Below are 21,675 nucleotides of genomic sequence, written 5' to 3' on the forward strand. Positions count from 1 at the left end.
TTTGATTTAAATTTAAAAGGTAAACACACTATTTTCTTGTATTAATGTACGATTATACCCTGTTTCATTAATATATCTTGAGTCAATATCTTCTTTTGAAACAAGTAAGATGTTTTCTTCATATTCATTTATTGTTTCCAAATCTTCACACAGATATTTTGGAACAGAAATTATGTGCTGCTGGAATTTTAGTTTCCAACCTTTATTGAATTCTTCCCTGCTTATTTCATTCGTAATCTTCTGGAGATACTTCTCTAAAACTTCGGAAGCATCTTCATCTATCTCTATGAAAACGGCGGCGTATCGATCAGATTCTTCAATAATGCGAAAGGCTGAGACGGGAAGTTCGCCTTTTTCGTCAGAATCATATTTTAATGTTTTCATAGAATTGAAATAAGTGCGCGCGTCTGCAAAGGAGCTTTTTTCAGAAATCCCATCAAAATAGGCTGTAATCAACTCTAAATACTCTTTTTCGTAGAAGCAAGTTTTTTGCTCCAGTGACTTTTTTGCCTGAATATATGTTAATCGGCCATAAACCATCGTTGTTGCCTTAGCGTCAAAATCTATAATATAAAGTGGGGAATGTATTTTTTCAACAGTATTATTTCTGTTGATTCTACCCGCGACCTGAATTATGGAATCAATTGGGCCAATATCCCTGAAGCCCATGTCAAAATCCAAATCAACTCCTGCTTCAACCACTTGGGTTGCTATTAAAATAGGAGCTTGATGTTCTTGAATATCGTCTTTGATATCTTGAATTCGTTTAAGGCGATGGGCAGGAATTATATTGGTCGATAAATAATAAATCGGGTTTTCTAGATTGTTTTCTTCTAGATAATTTCTAATAATATCAAAAACTTCAATAGAACGTTTAACAGTATTGCAAACAATCAAACAAGATTTTTCAGCATTCCATTTATCGGCAAAAATGGAATACACAAATTCGTGTGTCCTGTTTTCTTTTTCTTGCTTTAAGTTATATAATAATGGATTTATTGAAGTGCGTTTAAAAACCTCAAATACTTCTTCATAATTGGCAAGTAATTCTTTTGGCTCTACCTTTTCTCCTTCCAGGTTTAAAATCTCTTGTTGTGCTAGCTCAAAAATTTTAGGACGTGTAGCCGTCATCAAAATAATACGTGATTTTAAAAATTTTGATAGATAAAACAAAGCAGTTCCCAGTAGGGGCATTTGATCCAAGCGTAAGGTCTGTACTTCATCGAGGATGATGATGGAATTTGCAAAATGGTTAAACTTCTTTAAAAGTTTATTTCGGTTCCCTATCAAGGTTTCAAAAAACTGAACAAAAGAAGTAATAACAACGTCAGCTTGCCAAGTGTCCAATGCCATTAATTTTTGATCATAACCTTTCTCCGCGCCATCTACATTTTCTTTCTGGTCGTTTTTCCCGAAAACATCTGCGTATTGATAATGCCCTAAGATATTGATGTTTTGTGTTTGTAAAACTTTATCGTATTCACTCAGAGCTTGTTCAATGATATTAATAAATGGTAAAGCATAAATTATCCTGGCTTCTACTCCTGAATTATACTTAATTTTATCTTTAAGCTTTAAAGCAAAATCAAGTGCCGTCATTGTTTTTCCAATACCGGTAGGCGCAGTTAACGTAAAAATGAAGTGCTCTAAAATATTGCTTTGTTCTAGATTAGAGATGACAACAGCCCTGCAGTAGTTCCGCAATTCGTTGTTGCCAAGTTCAGTTAAATTTTTCTCCTGAAAATCAGGTATTCCAAAACGGTCATCAACAGAAGAGGGTTTAATGGGTTTTAATTGATAGGCAACAGTATTGGAAGCATCGAGTTTATCCCCTTCTATCAACAAGGAAAACAAATAATTGATTAGGAAATAATCCTGAATACAAGCGTATTTTTTCCCCCAGTACCTAAAGCCCTTCCGCAGTTTTGTTTCTTCCGTATAGTAAACTAAATCCTGTAGTCTTTCAATTTCGAAATCTTTTTCGATTATTGGGAAATTCTGAATTAAATCCTCTTTTTGTTTATTGATGATTCGTTTTAAATCATCATCTAATTTTGAGGGAATCTGAAGTATGTCTATAAGCGGACTATGGTGTAAAAAAATTAGATATAAGGCTAACAGCGCCTTTTTCTCATCGTCCTTCTCTAAATAATTATAAGCTACAAAACCTCCTAATCGAGCGTGTTGTTTTAATTTGAAATCTATAGGCTCTTTATTTAAAAGATAGTTCTGAAAATAGGAAGTGTATTTTCCTAAATCGTGAAAATCCACCACAACAGTTATCATTTCTTTCAGTTCATCATCCTTATATCCTAGGGATAAGCCTTCTGAGAAATGAAATAAAGCCTTCTCCTTTACTCCATTTACATGAACGCGTAATTCTTTTGAACCTTCTGTAATTTCATGGTCATTTAATTTACTGTGGGAGTAATAGTTCATGCGTCCATAAATTGAATGTTCAGTTCGCCGGTATCGTCTTTTAATACATAATACGAGCCTTTTAACTTTACCCTAATGGGATGAGGAGTAATGGAGAACAGCAACCGGTTCATTTTGCGCACTTCCCGATTTCCGTTGGCTACAAATTCCCCCGGTAGCATATCTTCCTCTACAAAATTGTAATTCTGAAATTCTTCTTTATCAAACTTTAGTTCTTCTACAAGTTCTACAGGTACCGCAGAATGAATCTGAACATATTCATTTGAATTTCTTACCTCTATTTGACTATCACTAAAGGTTTCAATTTCTGATAGGCGTGCAGTGAAATTTGCTGTCCCTAGCGTGATATTGTACACCGGTTCTTTTTCTAAAAAATGGTTTCTAATCGATTCATAAACCGTTTTCTCTTTATCATTTGCCTTTATAAATATCTGATAAGCTACATCAGCTTTAGTAAGATCCCAAGCCGTGATTACTTCAAATGGTGTCTGAATACGGCCTCCTTCGCCACGAAAATCTGAAGACCAGTTTTTAGCCATATTCCCCGTACTTTTAATGCTTAAAAAATTAAGGCGGTGAAAACTTTTCTTCAATGGGTTAAGGACCCTAATGCCAATCTGAATATTTTTGGAAGCCAAATCTTCATAATATGAATCTCTTGACCATCCCATTGCAGCGGCCACTATTCCCATAATGGCAGTACGTGGCGGTATAGAAAAACTGAACGCAGTATTGTTCGCGTAATACTTTCTAAAATGCGCTAATTTTCCGCTGATTTTAAAACTTAATATCTCCATAACAGTAGGTTTAATGTGAAACTTCTGTTACAGTGAAAACTCAAAATCGGCCGAGGTTTTTATAATTACTTCCTTGATTTTATTTTCCCCTTCCTTATCTTGGGAGATTAAGTTTTTTAAAGCGGTTAAATCAAATGATAAATCTTTGAATTTTCGTACTTGCTTATCGGTAATCCCTTCTTTTGGTTCTGCATCCACAAAGTTGCGCAGATCCCCAAATTGCCCGTTTGAAAACCCCTCTTTGTAAACAATTTCCAGATAGAGTTTTGGGTATTGATTTAATTTGGAGCGTGTGGGTGAAGCCGGGATACTTTCCCAAATAGCTTTTCTAAATTCCAGAACATCAGGATTAGTAAGTCCGGTTGTTTTTGCAGCAGCGGCATTAATTGTTCCATTAAAGCCCAGTAAACTATAATGAACCCGATAATCTTTACCAAATGTACTGCTGTCATCGTTCATAATCGTGACAATAGAGCTTGAATCAATTAACTCCACTTTATTAAAGGAATAGCCCCAATTTAATTGAATTGGACCGGTATAAGCCTTAGTGAACCCGCCAACAGCGAACGCGCTGCCAAACATCCTTATATCAAGGAATTTTTCTTTCACTAAATAAGCCAGCAGCTCATAGTTCACTTCTTTCTGCTTAAATTTTTTATCTGTAATGGTTTTCCACACACCTTCAGCATCTTTCTCTTTAGCGATTATTTCTTTATAAACTTTTAAGGCTTCAGGATTGTTAGCAAAGGCTTTTTCCAGTTCACCTTCATTTTCAACAATTCGCTTTATTACAGCCTTGAGCTTGCTGTCGACACTAACTTTTGAATCTCCTTCCATATCTACAAAAACAACCTCATCCTCGTTGCTTGCTTTTAAATAATCTCTTATAAAGCGTTTAACTCGGGTATCGGTCACCAGATTGGTTTTCGTATCATAATCCATTCTAGGTTTGTTTTCCTGATCGGGATCACCGTTTGGATTACACTGAATGGCTTCATAAACAAATAGAAAATCGGAAGAGTTGGTAATGCTTGGTTTCATAGTTTAATATTTTATTTGATTTAAAGTATTTCTTTTTCAGTAAGTTCATCTGCATCTTGAACACCAACACCAAAAGAGTAGCCTGTCAAAAGAAAAAAGACAGCTTCTTGAGGGTTTAATGTCCAGTTGTTGAGATTGAAATGTTTTCCAAACTCGTTGTCTGTAAAAATTACTTTACCCATAGCATTATATTGCTTAGCCTTCTCAATCAGTGAGATGCGAAGCCGCTGTATATTTTCTTTATCCATCCCATTGAAGTTAACCTTCTGGATTACGGTCTTGGTTTTACCTTTTTGGATATATTCAACGGTATTGAGCATTCTGCCCAGGTAAAACATTGCTTTTTGATCTGTATTTAAGGACATCTTAGAAAAGAAATCCTGAATGGATTGCTCATACTTGTTTTCCGATTTTTCTTCGGCGGAGTTACTGTTGGGGTTTTCCATATCGATTAGGTTTAGTTTTTTAAGGAATTGTATGAAGGCGTGGTATTTGAAAACACTGTCACGAATAGCAAAATAGAAATAGTCGCTACTATATTGATGAACGTTAGTATAGCTGCCGTATCTACGGTAATAATGGCAAAGTATAAGTTCTATAAAGTAGTCATAAAGAACTTCCTTCTTTACTTTTCTGTTTTCTAGGATTATTTTAAAAAGTTCTAGGGCTTTGTTCTTTTTTTCTTTGTCTTTTCGAAGCGGAATAATTTTGAATATGGAATTGAAATTTAAATTTGTTGGCACGCGTTCTTTGCTCTCATAATCATATTCAGTAATAACTTTGTCCCAATCCACAAAGCTATCCTCTCGAAACTCCCAGTTGACATCATTAAAAGTTTTAAGCAATTTGCTAAAATGAAAGCTGCTTACATCTTTGATAATTTCGGTTGATTTAAAGAAATTACCATCAGACTCAAAAGCAATAAAGTTTATCCAAAATACTTCATCATCCAGTTCTAGATTAACGTTTTTTGCAAACTCATCCAGACTGTTGATGTTGAAAAGAAGGTCTGATTTTTTATGAATTCCTTCCAAAGCCATTTCTAAATCGACGTTAGAATTTTGCATAAATTGAGGTATAATCACATGGTCTAGATTAGCTATACGTATTTTATATCCTTGACTCAATAAATAGCTAGACGCATAATCCAGTTTTTTCTGATTTTCAACGCTAACTTGATAATTGACAGAGAATTTTTTTTTATCAAAAAAACTTGCATAATTTTTTGTTTCGGTAACAAACATCTTGTTTAAACTGTAGCGAATATCAAGATTAAGCTCTTCAACATCTTCCATCTGGTCACCACTGGCATAACACAATTTCATTTTAGTTTTTTTGCTGCTTTGGGTGGTTGTTTGATTACCAAAAAAGGAATATTGCAAAAAGGTTGTGTAATCTTCAATATCAGCAAATACAGTAGGCGCGTTAAAACCAAATTCTACAGATTTAACCAAAACATTTACAAATACAATGTTTTCATTATTACCTAAATTAAAGGATTCATTTATAGTGCGAATGTCAACAACACCTTTCGCAGAATGAACCGTCATTTCGAGGAACTTATCTTTGAGTTTGAAAATTTGACCCAGTAACTTTTCGAGATATTCTGTTAGAAGGTACTTATTGACTTTTTCAATGGCCTCGACAAGCTCTCCTTTCTCAGTATCAGTTCCTTCCTTTCCAAAAAATGTTTTATAAATTTGGTTGATTTTTCCAGCAGGGACAGAGGTGTAAATTGCCTTATTATTACCTCCTTTTATTTTTAATGGGAATGTGTTTTTTATTTTTTCTTCGTCATATACCCGTAAACTTTCTGGACTAATTATTATTTCTTGAGCATCTAAATCAAAAATAATAGGAAGTGTGTAGTTCGTAATTGGGTTACCTCGTTTATCCTCACGTTCGGCTTTTGGATAATCCAAAAAGCGATCCCATTCACTTTTCCCTTGGCTTTGCCATTCTCCGATTTTAAGTAATGTTTGAAGCATTTCTAGTTGGTTTAATTAAAAAATGTTTAATCCATAGTCCTAAAGACTATAGAATGATACATCTTACAATTTAATTCGGGGGAAGGTTTCTCGTAAGAGAATTCCTAAGATAGGATGTTTGGATAAGACTTCCTTACTGAAAAGCGTAATTTTCAAAAAAATATATGGAAGTCTTGTCAACCTCCGGTAGTAGATAAGACCTTCTGCTCCAATTCCTCTTATGCGGACACACCATGCCGGTCCACAACTGTCGTCCTTTCGCAACCCGTTGCCCAACCTTTTCGGTGGGCTCAGCAGAAGAAGCGACGTTCCACGCTCCTCGACCTTTCCTTACCCTCGCCACGAAAACTAATTCCCATAAAATCTAGGGTATTGAATCTAGGTGTTTTGACAATGGATTTTGTTTCGCCTTGTTTTTGATATTGCCTAGGGTTTTAATGTCCAGGACTGCCCTGTGATGGTATAATCCTAAGGGTAGATGTAAGGTAGTGTGTTAATTGTCCTGTAATTATATATACTTTATTGGAATGATCGATGATATCCAATTCAGACAATCCAAATGAGCCTTCCTAATCCTTCAATTAAGTCCGATCGGCAGGAATCTAAAAAAATACTAACTTAGAGTCCTATTGATTCAAATATGAAAATTACTTTTAGAACAAAGGAAGAAGCCAATAGGGAACAGGAAAAGGAGTATCTAGCACTATCGGGAAGTGAGCGGTTCTATAGGTTTATGGAGTTCATACAACATAGTAAGAAGCTGCCCTCCAAAGTCAAAAAAACCAACGACAAAGGTTTCAAGGTCATCATCAAAACAAGCGATTGATGCAACAATGGAAAAAGGACATTGATCAATTTCTAGAATTAGCCAATAAACATGGGGTACGAATGTTAATGGTTGGAGGGGCGGCCGTAAATTTTCATGGGTACCAAAGACATTCTGCCGATATAGATTTTTGGTTGGACACCTCTAAAGAAAACTTTGAAAAGTTGGAGCGGGTCTTTAAGGACATGGGCTTTGATTTTAATGGGTTCCCTCCAGAGGTTCAAGAACAGAAACAGAATATATCCTTAAAGTTTTCTCCAGCGGATCTGGATGTTGAGCTAATTACAAAATTCAATGTAGGCCGACCTTTTGACCAAGCATACGAGGCATCCGAACAGGTCCAAATTGGTCCGAATAAAGTTGCTAAGCTTCGTGTATTGACTTTAGATGATTTGATCAGTAGTAAAATCAAGTCAAATAGAACCAAGGATTTGTTGGATGTTAAAGAATTGAAGCGAATAAACAATCCCAAAAAGAATAAAGGACTTGGCATGTGATAATAATGGATTAATTGTTTAATCAATAAGAACGCTGTGGAAGTCGGCCGAACCTTTCGCTCTAATTCCTCTTATGCGGACACACCATGCCGGTCCACAACCGTCGTCCTTCCGCTACCGGTTGCCTAACCTCCTTTGGTGGGCCCAGAAAAACAAGCGGCGTTCCGCGCCCATCGACCTTTCCTTCCCCTCCCCACAAAATTCCTTTCTGGTGCTCGATAATTTATGCGTAAGGAATAGAAATTAAACAGATTATTGAAATGCTAGAATATGAGGGTAACTTTTGAACAACCTTAATAGCAATTGGAGAGGGGATTAATTGCCAATCGTATCGAATCATGTTGGTTGAAGTATCCTGAAAAGCAAATCCCATCAAAAAAGGGATGTATTTTGTAATAAAAATGTAAACAAATTTGTTTACATTTGTGATATGATTGCATATGCCAAAAAATATAAAGGAATACACCCTGGCAGGGTTCTGAAAAGGGAACTTAAAAAACGGTCTCTTAAACAACGCCCTTTTGCCCTGTCTATAGCCGAACATCCCCAAACCCTTAACGCCATTACGAATGAGCGGCGTGACCTCAATACGGCCTTGGCTCTAAAGATTGAGGATAAACTTGGTTTGGAGGAAGGCAGTTTGGTGCTCTTACAGGCCTTTTATGATATTAAAAAGGAGAAAGCGGGCCATCATACCAAGACACCTGATTTTTCGATTTTACGAAAATCCCTTTTCTGGGATACGGATATCAAAAAAATTGATTGGGAAGGGCAATACAAAGCGGTTATTCGCCGTGTACTGGAACGCGGCAATACCCAGGAAAAAAAGGAGATTTCTCGATTTTACGGGGCAAAAAGGGTTGCTGAGGTCGCCAATTCCATGAATAGAACAGCAACTTCACTTTAAATATATTGATTTGCTCTATTACAAGACAGTAAACCAGCTGCTCAAAGAAAGCCTAATCAAGTTAATGAACGCAAAAGAATTTGAAGCTTTTCGATTGGTAGGTGGAACATCCCTAAGTCTACAGATCGGTCATAGGGAATCTGTGGACATAGATCTGTTCAGTGATTTGACTTATAGCTCTATTGATTTTAATAGCATCGATAATTATTTGGACGAAGCGTTTCCATACGTGGACGATATTCGAGAACTGTTCCCCGGAATTGGGAAGTCCTATCTCATTGGAAAGGATAAGGAAAACGCCATAAAGTTGGATGTTTACCATACTGATGATTTCATCACGCCCGTAAAAATTGTGGATGGAATCCGTATGACCACCATTGAAGAAATCATTGCCATGAAATTGGATGTGGTGCAACGGGAAGGACGGAAAAAGGACTTTTGGGATTTGCACGAACTGCTCTCCGAATATGGGGTAGGGGATATGCTGGATTGGCACCAAAGTCGATACCCTTATAGCCACGATAGGAATCTAATACTTGAAAATTTCACCAATTTCGAAAGGGCAGATGAGGATTTCGACCCCATTTGCCTACGGGGAAAGTATTGGGAGTTCATCAAGGAAGATATCCAAGAAGCCATTGAAGCATTTGGCAGCGAAAATCCCTGAAATTTCTGCCCGTATGCTTAATATTCTTTAGTCCCTGCGGAAGTCGCACAAAAACTCCACTGCAATCCTCCCCGGACGGACACGCTTCGCCGGTCCGTCCGTAAAGTCTTTCCGTTCCGGTTTTGCACGACCCCCTCGCGACCGCGCAAAAGAACAAGCGGCGAAAATGCCGCTTGCTCTTTTCTCTCCCTACCCACAAAAAACCTGGACAGTTCTCTATTTCTTTATATTTTTTAAACAATATATTAGACCAGATAAATCTCCTATTTGTACCCATATATATCGATATGGTCTTATCTGATTTTACGGGTTAAATAATTGATTATAAGATAGTTGTAATCCTATTTCATTGATTATATTTATCCGTGAAACGGATAGCGAGGTGTATTCTAAGTAACTTAGAATTATCTACTTCTGGCGAAGTGTTTTGCTCCGAAAAGCAATAAAAATGGAACAACGGAAAAGAGGTCGAAAAAGATTGGGTAACAAGAAGCGGCACCATAATATCATGCTTCGGTTCAACGATACGGAATACGAAAGATTGAGGCAACTATGCGCATCGTACCAACTGGATATTTCCAAAAGGGGAACGACAGGTCCGATGCTCAGAAGGTTGATCTTGCAACAAGGGGCAGCGGAGAAGGATAGGCTTCCCGACACTTCGAACCTTGCCTATCATTTCAATAAAATAGGAAACAATATCAACCAATTGGTGAAACTCGCACACCGCAAAAACCAAAGGAGTCCGAACAGCGAACTACAATATGAGATACGGAAAACGAACGAATTGTTACAGGCTCTTTTGGAAACCGTAAACGAAAAATGGAAATGATAGCAAAGCTGATTTATGGCGAGACCTGTCAAGGAACGATGAAGTATGTTCTCGGAAAAGAGGGTATGCGCGTACTCGGTTACGGCAACACGTTTTCCCAAAACATATCGCCAAAGTTCTTTGAAAACGTACTTTATTTTCAGGGACAGCGCAACGCCACTAAAAACCGCTATGCGCACATCAGCCTTAACCTTCCCCATGGGGAACACTTGGACGACAAGACCTTCCTAAAAGTATCCGAAGAGTACATGGAGAATATGGGTTACGGGGAGCAGCCCTACGTCGTTGTCAGACATACGGATACCGAGCATGAACACGTCCATATCGTAACGACAAATGTAAAGGAAGATGGCAAAGTACTCGGAATCTACAATAGCCATAGAAGAAGCATGGCGACGCGGCAACACCTAGAGAAGAAATACGGCCTATCCCCCGCACCCACAACGAAACAGAAAAGCCAGCTGCCGATATATCGATTACCCGAACTACAGTTCGGAATGGATGCGGAAAAAGGAACAAAATATTACTTGCAGGATGTACTCAACAGTATCAACCAAAAATACAAGGTGCGTAGTTTCGATGAACTGGCAAGATTGGTAAAACCTTACCACATCGAAATAAGAACTATAAAGAACGAATCGGGAAGGGTAGGTGTCGCTTACGGGCTTAACAATCAAAAAGGCTATCAGACAAGGTTCATCAACGGCTCCGAAGTACACCGAGGATTGAGCGGCCCGAAACTTAAAAAGGTCTTCGATATACATTCCAAATCGAAGCTGTTGCCGACGCATCGCAAACGCCTCTTGAAACAGATAGAAACGACCTATGACCTTTTCCGAACCATCCAACCACATGACCTTGAGGAAGTCCTAAAGGAATATCAGGGAATCGACATCAAACTGGACATAAAAGGAGATGTTATCGAGGGGTACACGGTCTTTGACAAATCGATGTACGTTTTCAGGGCAAAGGAACTCGGCAGGAACGTTCGGATGCAGAATCGTTTGGATATTTTCGGCAATAGGGAGGAACCCACCCAAATCGATACCGAAAGCAAACAGTTCAAATTGGAAGTCCAAAAAGTTATAGAAGAGGCATTGAAGACTTCTTACCTGAAATCCCGGAAACAGCAAGGACTGCTTTCGGAACATATTTTGAAAACCAGCTTCGGGGATATCGTCCCAAGCTTGACCACTTCAGAAAAGCATAGTTTTTTGGAACGTTACATCCCAAGAAATCAAAAGACCGGATTCAGGAAAGCCGTAGAAAAGATTTTTCCGATTGTCAGGGAAAGGTTGTTTGAACTTGAAACCAAGAAGGAAAAGGCCGCTCTGCAAAACAAATTCAATCTCATTGGCAAGGTATTGAAAAATAAAATCTTCGATGTCAGCACGGAGCAAGGAAGCGTTCATCTTTTGTTTCAATCCTTGGGCGTAAAGTATCATGATAACAAGTTGTCCTTTGCAAATTCGGACAGACACACCGTTCCCGTTCCTCTGGGACACTTGTCTTTACCCGGGCAAATGGAAAAATATGTATCCACGGGATTCGTGCGCCAAAACCATTCGATGTTGGAAATGTTATCGGAACAGTCTTCCGAAAGCAGTCCAAAGCTGACGGCGACCGCTATGTTCCTGCCCATGATTTTTCCGAATCTTTATGAAAAAATGAATCCCGTTTATAAAAAGCAATTTGAAAGTGTCGCTTTGGGGTCCTATGTAAAAAATGCAGAACGGATGCACGCCCCCTTCGAAAAATCTCCGAAGGACTATATCGCGCTTTTTAACGCAAGAGGTTTCTATTTTGTAAAGGGAGAGGAGGGTTTCAAAATCAAGTCGATTTATACAGGCAACGAATCAAGCCACACCTTGTCCAGAAGAACAAGCCTTTATTTGGGTTCGATTCCCGATTTGACTAACGTTTTGCATAAACAAAAGCCCATCATCCGAGACCTATTGGAAGAGGGCAGGAGTAATCTAAAGAATCTATGGGCGGGACATTTATTGGAAAAGGGAATGTACGATAAGGTCGCCTTTATGCTAACGGCTGAAAAAGTGTACCCGAACCTGCATCGGGAAATGGTGCAGCACCATATGGACAACGGACTTCGCGAAAGCATGAACGTGGCATCAGTAAGGCAAACCAATATTCAACAAAACCGACTGCTCAGAAAAGGCGTTTATGCGGTTAGCTCCTTATTGGGCAGTAGTGGTAAGAAAGCCGAAGAGGTCTATAACGGGTTTAAGGATGAATTGACGGATTCCACAAAATCCAAAAGGAAAGGTATAGGCATGGGACTTCTGTGGTAAAACTTGAAGAGGAATTTTGCGCCCTAACGGGCGCTTTTTTGTGGATAGGGAGAAGAAAGAAAAATACTATTTGCTTATTTTATCACCGAAACCTAGGCGAAGGTTACTGCGTTAAAATTTTTATACGATATGTTGTCAAACTTAAATTTCTAATCTTTCCTGATACTCGTCCATTATATGTGTGGGTAGATTTTTAATGTATATTTCCGTTGTGCTAATATCCCTGTGTCCGAGCATTTTACTCAGAGCATTTATTGGAACATTATTGAGAATCAGGTTTGTTGCCATGGAATGACGGCTTACATAGCTTGTCAAATTTTCTTCAATTTCACAAAGTTGAGCAATCTCTTTTAGACGTTTGTTATATCGCTTTCTTGCCCATCTTACATCTTTATATTGGTCCTGAATTTCATCACGCTTTATAATTGGAAATATAAAGGCGGTTTTAATTTTATCTTTCAAATAGTGGTTCATTATAGATGCCAGTTGCTCCGTTATTTTGATATCATAAGGTCTGGCAGTTTTTTGCCGACGATATTGAATGCGGTTGTCTACGATGTTGTCAATTTTTAAAAATGCCATATCAATAAAGGAAATACCGTTCATAAGGTATGAGCAGAGAAAGTAATTGCGCGAATGGAATAAAGGGGAATCAGGTTCTAATTTTAAATCCAAAATACGTTTGATTTTATCTTTACTAATTGCTCGTTTAGCCGTTGGCTGAGTTTTTATTTTATATTTTCTGAAAGGGTAAGAATCTGCTGATACCAATTCTTGATGAATAGCTTTGTTGTATATAGCCCTAAATGTTCTCATGTATGTAGATAGTCCATTGATGCTATTGCCTTTTTTTAAATGAGCAGTTTCAAATCTTTTGAGATAGGCATAGGTTACCTCCTCAAACCGAAGATGCTCTTTTTTATGGAACTTTTTTAATACGCCTAGGGCACCGATGTAGGTTTGAGCATTTCCAAAACGATTTGCCTCTTTCATTTCTTCAATCAAGTTTTTGCCATATTCAAAAAAACAAATTGAATCCGATTTTTTGGTCAACCTATATTTCAGCTCCTTAATACTTAAGCCATTTAATTGACCGTTTTCCTCCAAGACATTTATACCGTCTCTCAGCTCTGTCTTTTTTTTTGTTAGGAGATTATTGAGGCGGGCTACTGAGGAAACACCTTTATAGGTCTTTTTTACGTCACGACTCTTTTTATTCCAGAATTCGGGAGGCACAGCAAAACCTGTAGAAATGGCAATGGTTTTACGATGATGGCTTAATCTGAAAACAATGGGACAAGTGCCATTTTTACGCTTGCGCCTTGTGTCCATCGAGAGTGTGATATTTGTTTTCATATACTAAAGATATAAAAATTTGCACTCAATTTGCACTCAAAATAGTGTTTTATATGGTCTTATATGAATTCATATTAATTTTAATTAACTGAAAAACAGTATAGTATGTATTTTTAGAATCGTATTAATACAATAATCCTGTGCCTGGCAGGCAAGAGGTCACCGGTTCGAATCCGGTATTCTCCACTAATATTTACAGGGCTTCACAGATGTGAGGCCTTTTTCTTTTTTCATAATGCACAGTTTGTGCACACTTTTGAAAATCTCTTCTTTTTGATATAAAATTTAACATAATTGGGCTGAATTCAAGTCAAATGAATGCAAATAATGGTTCGAAAAAACGTTCGATTTTTAAAATCATCTTTCCAAAAATGAGTCCGCTATATCAACTCCTTCATGTCACTAGCAAATGGTTGATTGTAATATCTCTTACCAGTAGCTTTGTACATTGCATTTGCTAAAGCGGCAAAAACAGGCGGGAAAGTCGGCTCTCCCAACCCAGTTGGGTTAATATCATTTTTTACGAAGTGTACCTCAATTTCTTTTGGCGATTCACGCATCCGAATCATACGGTAATCGTCAAAATTGCTTTTCCGAGGAATCCCTTCTTTAAAAGTCAATTCTCCGTATAGTGCATTCCCAATTCCATCTACAATTCCACCCTCACAAAGATTACTAGCCGCATCAGGATTTATTACGATACCGCAATCAATAGCACAGGTCACTTTCTGAATTTTTAGTTGGTCATTTTCCCAAGTCATATCCACCACTTGAGCAGCATATGAATTATGACAAAAATAAGCAGCAACTCCCCGTTTGGCATTCGTATCGCTATCACTCCAATTCGATTTCTCTTTGACCAATTTTAAGACGCCGGCATAACGTTCGGCATCATAATCGTTCTTTTCGCCTACCGGATTTTTCGCTGCACGGTCTAATAGTTCTAGTCGAAAATCGATGGGGTCTTTTCCAACTGCTTCCGCAATTTCATCAAGAAAAGACTGTTCAGCACTCGCCATAAAATTGGAGCGGGGCGCCCGAAAGGAACCTATGGTGATGTTCGTATTGATTGTCCAACTCTCGGCAAGGTAATTATCAACTGCCCCAGCTGGAAATCTATTTGCATACAAGGGACTTTCAGGAATACCTCCGGCATTAATATGAAAAGCGGTCACATTGTTGTTTGCATCCAAAGCAGCTTTGTAGATAACTTGATATGCAGGGCGATAGATACCTCCGGTCATGTCATCTTCACGCGAATACACCAGTTTAACGGGAGCTTTCATTTTTTGTGAAATGACAGCAGCTTCCAAAGCCCAATGGGCATATGAACGTCGCCCATAGCCACCACCGAGACGTGTAAGTTGAATATCTATTTTATCTATCGGAATTCCCAACCGAACAGAAATAGCCTGCTCTGTAAGTTCAGCTTTTTGAAGGGGCCCAGATAGTTGTGCGCTATCACTCTTTACATCGGCGAAAAAGTTCATCGGCTCCATACAATTATGGGCTAAAAAAGGTGCGGTATAAGTCCGCTCAATAACTCTTGCAGCATTTCTGAAGGCTTTTTCTGGATTACCATCTTTCCGGACGACTTTAGCCTTTTTAGATACCATTTCGGTCATCTTTGCAATATGGCCAGTAGAATTTTCCAAACCAGAGGGGATAGTAAGGGTTATTTGTGGCCCTCTATAGGGTTGTCTTTCCTCAGTATAGGTTTCAAAAGGTTCCCAATCAACAGAAATTACTTTTTTTGCGTTCATGACTTCCCAAGTAGAATCGCCTACAATGGCAACCACCTCAAGAAAAGTACAGGTGTCAAAATGTTGTCGCGTGTAGTCATCATCTAACACTTTTGTTGAAAAAACGGCTCGAATTCCAGGCATTTTCTTGACAACTGAATCATCGAATGATTTGAGTTTCATTCCAAAAGCAGGAGGATGAACTATCATGGCAGTTAACATACCTTCATGGTAGGTGTCTATTCCAAACAACGGTTTCCCAGTTACGATTTTGAGTCCGTCCACATTTTTTTTGGAAGTGCCAATGATTTTAAAATCGCCTACCTCCTTTAATTGCACTTCTTCAGGAACTGAAATTTGCACTGCGGTCGATGCCATTTCTCCGAAACTCGCGGACTTTTCACTCGATTTGTGATGCAGTATTCCCAATTCCGTAGTGATTTCTTCAATGGGTTCTTGCCATACTTCCGCAGCTGCCGATTTAAGCATATATCTTGCAGAAGCTCCTGCCATACGGAGACCTTCCCAACTTGTTCGAATAGCTTGACTACCACCGATAAATTGACGGCTGTATAAATCAGTATTTAAGGGAGCTTGTTCAACAATAACATCCTTCCAATCAATATCCAATTCTTCCGCTACTATCATCGGCATAGCGGTCTTTACATTTTGACCGCCTTCGGGATTTGGAGACATGATTGTGACTTGACCATTGTCCGCAATTTTTAGATAGCCATTGATTTCAAACCATTCCTTGGGTAGATTATTTACTTCTTCCGAAGTCATTTTACACGATGCCAACCAATTAAAACTTAGCATGAGTCCACCACCTGCCAAAGCAGAACTTTTTATAAAGGAACGTCTTCCGATTTTTGTTTTTACTGATGACATAACTAGACTTTTCGAAAAAGCTTGGACATGCTTTTGTAGTCAATGGCTTCCATATCTATTAATTTTAGCGACTTAACCATCTTGAGGGTCGAGGTCTTATATTTTTGGAAATGTGAGGTTTGTAGATGGGATTGATAAGCTTCATCATCTGCATAAATTTCTAATAAACGGATTTGCAACGGATTATCCTTTTGATACATGGGATAAATACAAATAACCCCAGCTTCAAGCCTAACCGATGCCTCGGATTCCTCCTTCAGTATAGCTTTGTATTCATCAATATATTCCGGATGGATTTCTATCTCCGCCATCCGTACCATCATATTGTCAAACACGGAATCTTGCAGGACTAATTTTTCCGATTGCCCCCAAGAACTACTTACAAGAGCCGAAAAAAAGATAAAAACCAGAATTTTGCTCTTCTTCATTAAGAATTGAATTTTTGATTATCCGACCACCTGTTTTTCAGTTACAAAAGGCTGTTGGTAATGACGTTGTCCAGTTGCTTTGTACAATGCATTGGCAACGGCACCAAAAATTGGCGGAAATGGTGGTTCTCCCATTCCTGTTGGTGCGATTTCATTTTCAACAAAATGCACTTCTATTTCTTTAGGGGCATCGGTCATACGTATCATCTGATATTCATGAAAATTCGTTTTCTGCGGCATCCCATCTATAAAAGGCAGTTCTCCGAAAAAGGCATTTCCAATACCATCTGTAATTGCTCCTTCGGCCATATTTGTGGCCGCATCAGGATTCACTACAATACCACAATCGATAGCACAAACAACTTTTTCAACCACAGGTTTTCCGTCATCCATTCGAATATCTAAAACATGTGCAGCATAAGAATTATGACAAAAATAGGCTGATATTCCTCGGTTTACATTCGCCGGAGTTGCGCTCCAACCTGATTTTTCACGAAGCAGTTCCAAAACTCCTGCATAGCGTTCTGCATCGTAATCATTTCTTTCTCCCACAGGATTTTCCTTCGCACGTTTTAGCAAATCCAAACGAAATTGAATCGGGTCTTTGCCTGAAGCTTCAGCAACTTCATCTAAAAACGATTGCTCAGCACCGGCCATAAAGTTGGAGCGAGGCGCTCGGAAGGCCCCAATGGTAATGTTAGAATCAATAGCCCATTCTTCCGCCATATAATTATCGATGGCTCCCGCAGGAAAACGATTTGCGAATAAGGGACTCTCAGGTACACCACCCGCTTTCACATGCAAGGCAGTCATATTATTATTTTCATCTAGTGCAGCACGATAGGTGGCATGATAACTAGGGCGATAAATTCCATTAGTCATATCATCTTCACGAGTGTATACCAACTTTACCGGGGCATTTACTTTTTGAGAAATCAAAGCTGCTTCAACGACATAATGTGCATAGGCCTTACGACCAAAACCACCTCCCATACGAGGCATTTCCATGGCTATATTTTCTACTGGAATTCCTAAACTGGAGGCAATTGTGGGCACAATTAAACTTGGAATTTGAATGGGTGCGGCAATCTCTGCCTTATCTCCTTTTACATGAGCAAAAGCATTCAAAGGCTCCATGCAATTATGCGCTAGAAAAGGAGCTGAATACGAACGTTCTATAATTTTTGCGGCATTTTTAAATGCTGCTTTTGGGTTACCGTCTGTACGGACAATGTTTCCGGGTTTTGCAGCAAGTTCTGCCATTTTCGCGGCATGATTTGTAGACGATTCGAGTCCGGCAGGAACGTTTTTGGTTTGCGTACCTCTAAACCCATTGATGGTCTCTGTGTACGAATCAAATTGTTGCCATTCTATGTTTAATTTCTTTTTGGCTTGTAATACTTCCCAAGTGGAATCTCCTACGACCGCAACTATTTCGGGGAATGCATTGACATCAAAACCACCTTTCTCATAATCGTCTTTAAAACTTTTAATCGCAACGACATCTTTAATGCCAGACATGGCTTTGGCAGCTTGAGCATCCATAGATTTTAATGTCATTCCGAAGGCAGGAGGATGGACAATCATAGCAATCAACATACCTTCTTTTTGGTAATCCATTCCAAACATCGGTTCTCCAGTAACGATACTTTTCGCATCAACATTCTTATGCGATGTGCCAATGATGTTAAAGTCTTTGACTTCTTTCAAGGTGATATCTTCAGGGATGGTAATTTTAGCTGCAGCGGATGCCATTTCTCCGTAGCCAGCCGATTTTTCAGTTGCTTTATGATACAACACTCCATCTTCAGTAGTAATTTCATTTGCAGGAACTTGCCATGCTTGGGCAGCTGCTGCAATCAAAACATGACGTGCAGAAGCACCTGCCATTCGCAGCGGTTCCCAGCGTGTCATTATGCCGCGACTACCTCCTGTAAATTGCATACCGTATTTTTCAGCATGATAAGGTGCTTGCTCAACGACAACATTTTTCCAATCAACACCCAATTCTTCAGCGACAATCATGGGCATTGAAGTCCGAATGTTTTGACCAAATTCAGGATTCGGTGTGGTAATCGTAACCACGCCATTATCTCCGATTTTTAAATATGAATTCATCTCAAACCATTCCTTAGGCATGGCTAAAATTTCTTCTTCTGTTTTGTTTTTGCAAGAGGCTAGCCAATTAAAGCCTAGCACTAATCCGCCACTTGCTAAAGTGGATGTTCGAATGAATGAGCGTCTACCTATTTTGGTTTTTATGAGTGTCATAGTATCAGATTTTTAGGAGTGCTCAGTACTTAAGCGTTGATTGAATTTGCTGCAATTTTAACCGCTTTTTTGATACGGGTATACGTTCCACAACGGCAGATGTTACCATTCATGGCCGTCTCGATTTCTTCATCTGAAGGATTCGGATTTTTTTCTAACAAAGCGGAAGCTGTCATAATTTGGCCTGCTTGACAATAGCCGCATTGCGGAACATCAACCTCTAACCATGCTTGTTGAACCGGGTGGTCTCCTTTTTCAGATAAGCCTTCAATGGTTGTAATTTCTTTGTCACCAACTGAAGATATTGGTAGTTGACAAGAACGTACTGCAGTACCATCTAAGTGCACGGTGCATGCCCCACATTGGGCAATACCGCAACCATACTTTGTTCCCACTAGTTTGATATGGTCTCTTAAAACCCATAACATAGGTGTTGTAGGGTCAACATCTAGTTCACGTTCTTTTCCGTTGATATTCAGATTAAATTTCGCCATGATTATTATATAAATATATGAATGCTATGAAGTTATGAAATTTTAAAACACGAATTTCCCTCTAGTTATTTAACTTTAGTGTGCAATCTCATGCGTGTCTCTTACCTTACTAAAAGTCAGGTCTAACAATTTCCAATCTTCTCCTTCTTTATGGTAAAACTCGGTCACGGTAAATTCATTAGCGACGTCATTACCACGAACATGAGCAGTTAGCGTAATTCGATTCCAAAGCAACACGGTGTCATCGGCAATAACTTCAACGACCACATCATGAACATCGGCTTTTTTGTACCAAATGCTTCCCGATTCGATGATTTCTAATTCTCGGTCTTTTTTCCAAGAGCCGCTCATGTGTACAAATCTTGATTTATCATGAAACAAGTTGGTAAGTTTATCAACATCCTTATCAGCCATCCATTCCCATTTTGCTTTAGAAAGCTCCGTAATTTCTTGTGTAATAGTGGTGTCTTGTGCGAAGGAATTCGCACTAAATGCGATTAATAATAATGCGATGTATATTGTTCTCATGGTTTTGCTTTTAGATATATGAAGTTAAATTAAACTATTTTGTTTTGCCGTTCTCATTCAAGAGTTTTCTTTTGATTCAAAAATAGAGGTTAATAGGGCAGTTAGCCATACCTAAATTACGGTTGCTCATACCATTTTTACGGATATTGATATGTAAGCTTGAAACCTTGGTAATCAATATCATATCTTTAGTTCAAACTTAGTGAGGTAATGAGAAATATTTGTACCATCAATGCTGTAGGAGACTACTTGAAAATGCGAAAGCAGGAAGTGCTTCACCCTTTGGTAGGTGTCGTTGATTTTGAGAATGTTGATGAATCAGCAAAAACCATTTCTGACTATGACGCGCTACAATTTAATTGCTATGCCATTTTCTTGAAAGATGCCAAAGGATGTAAATTGAAATACGGCGGTAAATCATACGATTATGATGAAGGAACCTTAGTATTTGTGAGTCCTGAACAAGTTGTTGGTTTGACCTACAATGAACCTAATTTTAAACCTAAGGGATATGCGCTCTTGTTTCATCCGGACTTATTGATAGGAACAAATTTACTCAGAAAGATGAAGCGCTATAGTTTTTTCTCATATGCCACACATGAGGCATTGCACTTATCAGCAAAAGAACGCAGGGTAATTATAAGTCTGTTAGAAAAAATTCAGTTTGAACTAGAACAGAATATCGACAAGCACAGCAGAAAGTTGATTCTTGCCAATATTGAATTGTTCTTAGATTATAGTTTGCGATTTTATGACCGTCAATTCTTGACCCGCGAAACTTCGCATCAAAATTCATTGGCGAAGTTTGATGGTTTACTAAATGACTATTTTTTATCGGATAAGCCTAAAATTCTTGGAACACCTACCGTAGGATATTTTGCAAATGAATTGCATCTATCGTCTAATTACTTTGGCGACCTCGTCAAAAAAGAAACAGGAAAATCGGCTCAAGACTACATTCAAAGTAAGCTTATCGAGGTGGCAAAAGAAAAAGTTTTTGACCTTAATAAATCGGTTAGTGAGATAGCCTACGACCTTGGATTTAAATATCCACAGCATTTTAGTCGTTTGTTTAAGAAAAAAGTTGGGTATTCGCCACAGGAATTTAGGTCGTTGAATTGATTCTTCCATTACCATTTAGGATTCTGTCTATAATAAATTAGGTGTAACAAACGGGTGTTTAAAGGGACAAGTTCAAAAGACAAAAAAATATTCCCTTAAAGTCTCATTCGTGGTCTCTTTTAGTAGTTTCTTTAATTGGGCTAACTAGACCATTTTCAGTAGGGGAAGCAGTAAGGAAAGGTTCTAAAAGAATTCAATCAAGATTGTATATGTCATCAATCTTAGCTTGGATTTGAAAAAGTTCGGTAGAAGCAAGAGGATAACACGCCAAAGCGATGTTATTTATTGTAAAACAATGACAATCAATGTGTTAATATTTTTTCATCACTAATTTTACTTGATTTTTTCGTAAAAAACCTTCGCAGCTCCTGTTTTACAGTTAATTTTTTAGTAAAAAAGGCAATTCAAGATGTGTCATTGTCATGACAATCTTGCTTTGCTCCCGATGGTTGCAAAGGAAAATTAGAACTTAAAACAAGATAAATAGATGCGCCCTATTTCGATTTCACTTAACGCTTATCTATCGGAACACTATGAAAT

Annotated in this window: 17 protein-coding genes; 7 read left to right on the plus strand and 10 right to left on the minus strand. The window is 38.4% G+C overall.

Features of this window, described 5'->3' with window-relative positions; all coding sequences use genetic code 11:
• Positions 1–12: 12 nt before the first annotated feature.
• From cas3 to EJ994_RS14235, 4 genes are read right to left on the minus strand one after another with little or no spacing between them, the layout of a single operon-like run.
• The gene (gene cas3 / locus EJ994_RS14220; RefSeq protein WP_126593090.1) at positions 13–2,439 is read right to left on the minus strand and encodes a CRISPR-associated helicase Cas3'; all 2,427 of its coding nucleotides are present in this window, start codon (positions 2,437–2,439) and stop codon (positions 13–15) included.
• Entirely contained in the window at positions 2,436–3,236 is an 801-nt protein-coding gene (gene cas5, locus EJ994_RS14225; protein ID WP_126593091.1) for a CRISPR-associated protein Cas5, read from the minus strand. Before cas5 ends, cas3 begins: the two co-directional genes overlap by 4 nt.
• Before the next feature lie 27 nt (positions 3,237–3,263).
• Positions 3,264–4,277 carry a CRISPR-associated protein gene (locus tag EJ994_RS14230; protein ID WP_126593092.1) on the minus strand — a complete coding sequence of 338 codons (1,014 nt, stop codon included), beginning with the start codon at positions 4,275–4,277 and terminating at the stop codon, positions 3,264–3,266.
• Positions 4,278–4,297: 20 nt separating this feature from the next.
• A complete protein-coding gene (locus EJ994_RS14235; RefSeq protein WP_126593093.1) occupies positions 4,298–6,265 on the minus strand; it encodes a TM1802 family CRISPR-associated protein in 1,968 nt (655 codons plus the stop codon).
• 640 nt (positions 6,266–6,905) lie between these two features.
• On the opposite strand from EJ994_RS14235, the gene EJ994_RS14240 reads away from it, so the two are divergent.
• The 6 genes from EJ994_RS14240 (at position 6,906) to EJ994_RS14265 (ending at position 12,303) form a co-directional block, all read left to right on the plus strand.
• Complete coding sequence (locus EJ994_RS14240; RefSeq protein ID WP_126593094.1) at positions 6,906–7,091, plus strand: hypothetical protein; 186 nt, start codon at positions 6,906–6,908, stop codon at positions 7,089–7,091.
• Positions 7,091–7,588, plus strand: a complete 498-nt coding sequence (locus tag EJ994_RS14245) for a nucleotidyl transferase AbiEii/AbiGii toxin family protein (RefSeq protein WP_126593095.1) — start codon at positions 7,091–7,093, stop codon at positions 7,586–7,588. Before EJ994_RS14240 ends, EJ994_RS14245 begins: the two co-directional genes overlap by 1 nt.
• 430 nt (positions 7,589–8,018) lie before the next feature.
• Complete coding sequence (locus EJ994_RS14250) at positions 8,019–8,495, plus strand: transcriptional regulator (protein WP_126593096.1); 477 nt, start codon at positions 8,019–8,021, stop codon at positions 8,493–8,495.
• A 64-nt stretch (positions 8,496–8,559) separates the two neighbouring features.
• On the plus strand, positions 8,560–9,162 hold the full coding sequence (locus EJ994_RS14255; RefSeq protein WP_126593097.1) for a nucleotidyl transferase AbiEii/AbiGii toxin family protein: 603 nt from the start codon (positions 8,560–8,562) through the stop codon (positions 9,160–9,162).
• Positions 9,163–9,610: 448 nt separating this feature from the next.
• Positions 9,611–9,994: a plasmid mobilization relaxosome protein MobC gene (locus EJ994_RS14260; protein WP_126593098.1), complete on the plus strand. Its 384-nt coding sequence runs from the start codon at positions 9,611–9,613 to the stop codon at positions 9,992–9,994.
• Entirely contained in the window at positions 9,991–12,303 is a 2,313-nt protein-coding gene (locus tag EJ994_RS14265; protein ID WP_164721478.1) for a relaxase/mobilization nuclease domain-containing protein, read from the plus strand. Before EJ994_RS14260 ends, EJ994_RS14265 begins: the two co-directional genes overlap by 4 nt.
• 141 nt (positions 12,304–12,444) lie before the next feature.
• On the opposite strand, the gene EJ994_RS14270 is transcribed toward EJ994_RS14265, so the two are convergent.
• The 6 genes from EJ994_RS14270 to EJ994_RS14295 all read right to left on the minus strand — a co-directional run bounded on the left by EJ994_RS14270 (position 12,445) and on the right by EJ994_RS14295 (position 20,013).
• Positions 12,445–13,659: a site-specific integrase gene (locus tag EJ994_RS14270; RefSeq protein WP_126593100.1), complete on the minus strand. Its 1,215-nt coding sequence runs from the start codon at positions 13,657–13,659 to the stop codon at positions 12,445–12,447.
• 380 nt (positions 13,660–14,039) lie between these two features.
• The gene (locus tag EJ994_RS14275; RefSeq protein WP_126593101.1) at positions 14,040–16,292 is read right to left on the minus strand and encodes a xanthine dehydrogenase family protein molybdopterin-binding subunit; all 2,253 of its coding nucleotides are present in this window, start codon (positions 16,290–16,292) and stop codon (positions 14,040–14,042) included.
• Between the two features lie 2 nt (positions 16,293–16,294).
• Positions 16,295–16,720, minus strand: a complete 426-nt coding sequence (locus EJ994_RS14280; protein ID WP_241240794.1) for a putative quinol monooxygenase — start codon at positions 16,718–16,720, stop codon at positions 16,295–16,297.
• Between the two features lie 18 nt (positions 16,721–16,738).
• A complete protein-coding gene (locus EJ994_RS14285; protein WP_126593102.1) occupies positions 16,739–18,991 on the minus strand; it encodes a xanthine dehydrogenase family protein molybdopterin-binding subunit in 2,253 nt (750 codons plus the stop codon).
• Between the two features lie 29 nt (positions 18,992–19,020).
• A complete protein-coding gene (locus tag EJ994_RS14290; RefSeq protein WP_126593103.1) occupies positions 19,021–19,485 on the minus strand; it encodes a (2Fe-2S)-binding protein in 465 nt (154 codons plus the stop codon).
• Positions 19,486–19,560: 75 nt separating this feature from the next.
• A complete protein-coding gene (locus EJ994_RS14295; protein ID WP_126593104.1) occupies positions 19,561–20,013 on the minus strand; it encodes a nuclear transport factor 2 family protein in 453 nt (150 codons plus the stop codon).
• Between the two features lie 210 nt (positions 20,014–20,223).
• Between EJ994_RS14295 and EJ994_RS14300 the strand changes: the two genes are divergently transcribed.
• Positions 20,224–21,135: a helix-turn-helix domain-containing protein gene (locus tag EJ994_RS14300; protein WP_126593105.1), complete on the plus strand. Its 912-nt coding sequence runs from the start codon at positions 20,224–20,226 to the stop codon at positions 21,133–21,135.
• Positions 21,136–21,675: the final 540 nt, after the last annotated feature.

The organism is Maribacter sp. MJ134 (assembly GCF_003970695.1).
In the GTDB taxonomy this organism is placed as follows: Bacteria; Bacteroidota; Bacteroidia; order Flavobacteriales; family Flavobacteriaceae; genus Maribacter.

Coding starts and splice junctions, on each gene's coding strand:
- cas3 (WP_126593090.1), bottom strand. CDS start 2,439: ATGAACTATTACTCCCACAGTAAATTAAATGACCATGAAATTACAGAA.
- cas5 (WP_126593091.1), bottom strand. CDS start 3,236: ATGGAGATATTAAGTTTTAAAATCAGCGGAAAATTAGCGCATTTTAGA.
- EJ994_RS14230 (WP_126593092.1), bottom strand. CDS start 4,277: ATGAAACCAAGCATTACCAACTCTTCCGATTTTCTATTTGTTTATGAA.
- EJ994_RS14235 (WP_126593093.1), bottom strand. CDS start 6,265: ATGCTTCAAACATTACTTAAAATCGGAGAATGGCAAAGCCAAGGGAAA.
- EJ994_RS14240 (WP_126593094.1), top strand. CDS start 6,906: ATGAAAATTACTTTTAGAACAAAGGAAGAAGCCAATAGGGAACAGGAA.
- EJ994_RS14245 (WP_126593095.1), top strand. CDS start 7,091: ATGCAACAATGGAAAAAGGACATTGATCAATTTCTAGAATTAGCCAAT.
- EJ994_RS14250 (WP_126593096.1), top strand. CDS start 8,019: ATGATTGCATATGCCAAAAAATATAAAGGAATACACCCTGGCAGGGTT.
- EJ994_RS14255 (WP_126593097.1), top strand. CDS start 8,560: ATGAACGCAAAAGAATTTGAAGCTTTTCGATTGGTAGGTGGAACATCC.
- EJ994_RS14260 (WP_126593098.1), top strand. CDS start 9,611: ATGGAACAACGGAAAAGAGGTCGAAAAAGATTGGGTAACAAGAAGCGG.
- EJ994_RS14265 (WP_164721478.1), top strand. CDS start 9,991: ATGATAGCAAAGCTGATTTATGGCGAGACCTGTCAAGGAACGATGAAG.
- EJ994_RS14270 (WP_126593100.1), bottom strand. CDS start 13,659: ATGAAAACAAATATCACACTCTCGATGGACACAAGGCGCAAGCGTAAA.
- EJ994_RS14275 (WP_126593101.1), bottom strand. CDS start 16,292: ATGTCATCAGTAAAAACAAAAATCGGAAGACGTTCCTTTATAAAAAGT.
- EJ994_RS14280 (WP_241240794.1), bottom strand. CDS start 16,720: ATGAAGAAGAGCAAAATTCTGGTTTTTATCTTTTTTTCGGCTCTTGTA.
- EJ994_RS14285 (WP_126593102.1), bottom strand. CDS start 18,991: ATGACACTCATAAAAACCAAAATAGGTAGACGCTCATTCATTCGAACA.
- EJ994_RS14290 (WP_126593103.1), bottom strand. CDS start 19,485: ATGGCGAAATTTAATCTGAATATCAACGGAAAAGAACGTGAACTAGAT.
- EJ994_RS14295 (WP_126593104.1), bottom strand. CDS start 20,013: ATGAGAACAATATACATCGCATTATTATTAATCGCATTTAGTGCGAAT.
- EJ994_RS14300 (WP_126593105.1), top strand. CDS start 20,224: ATGAGAAATATTTGTACCATCAATGCTGTAGGAGACTACTTGAAAATG.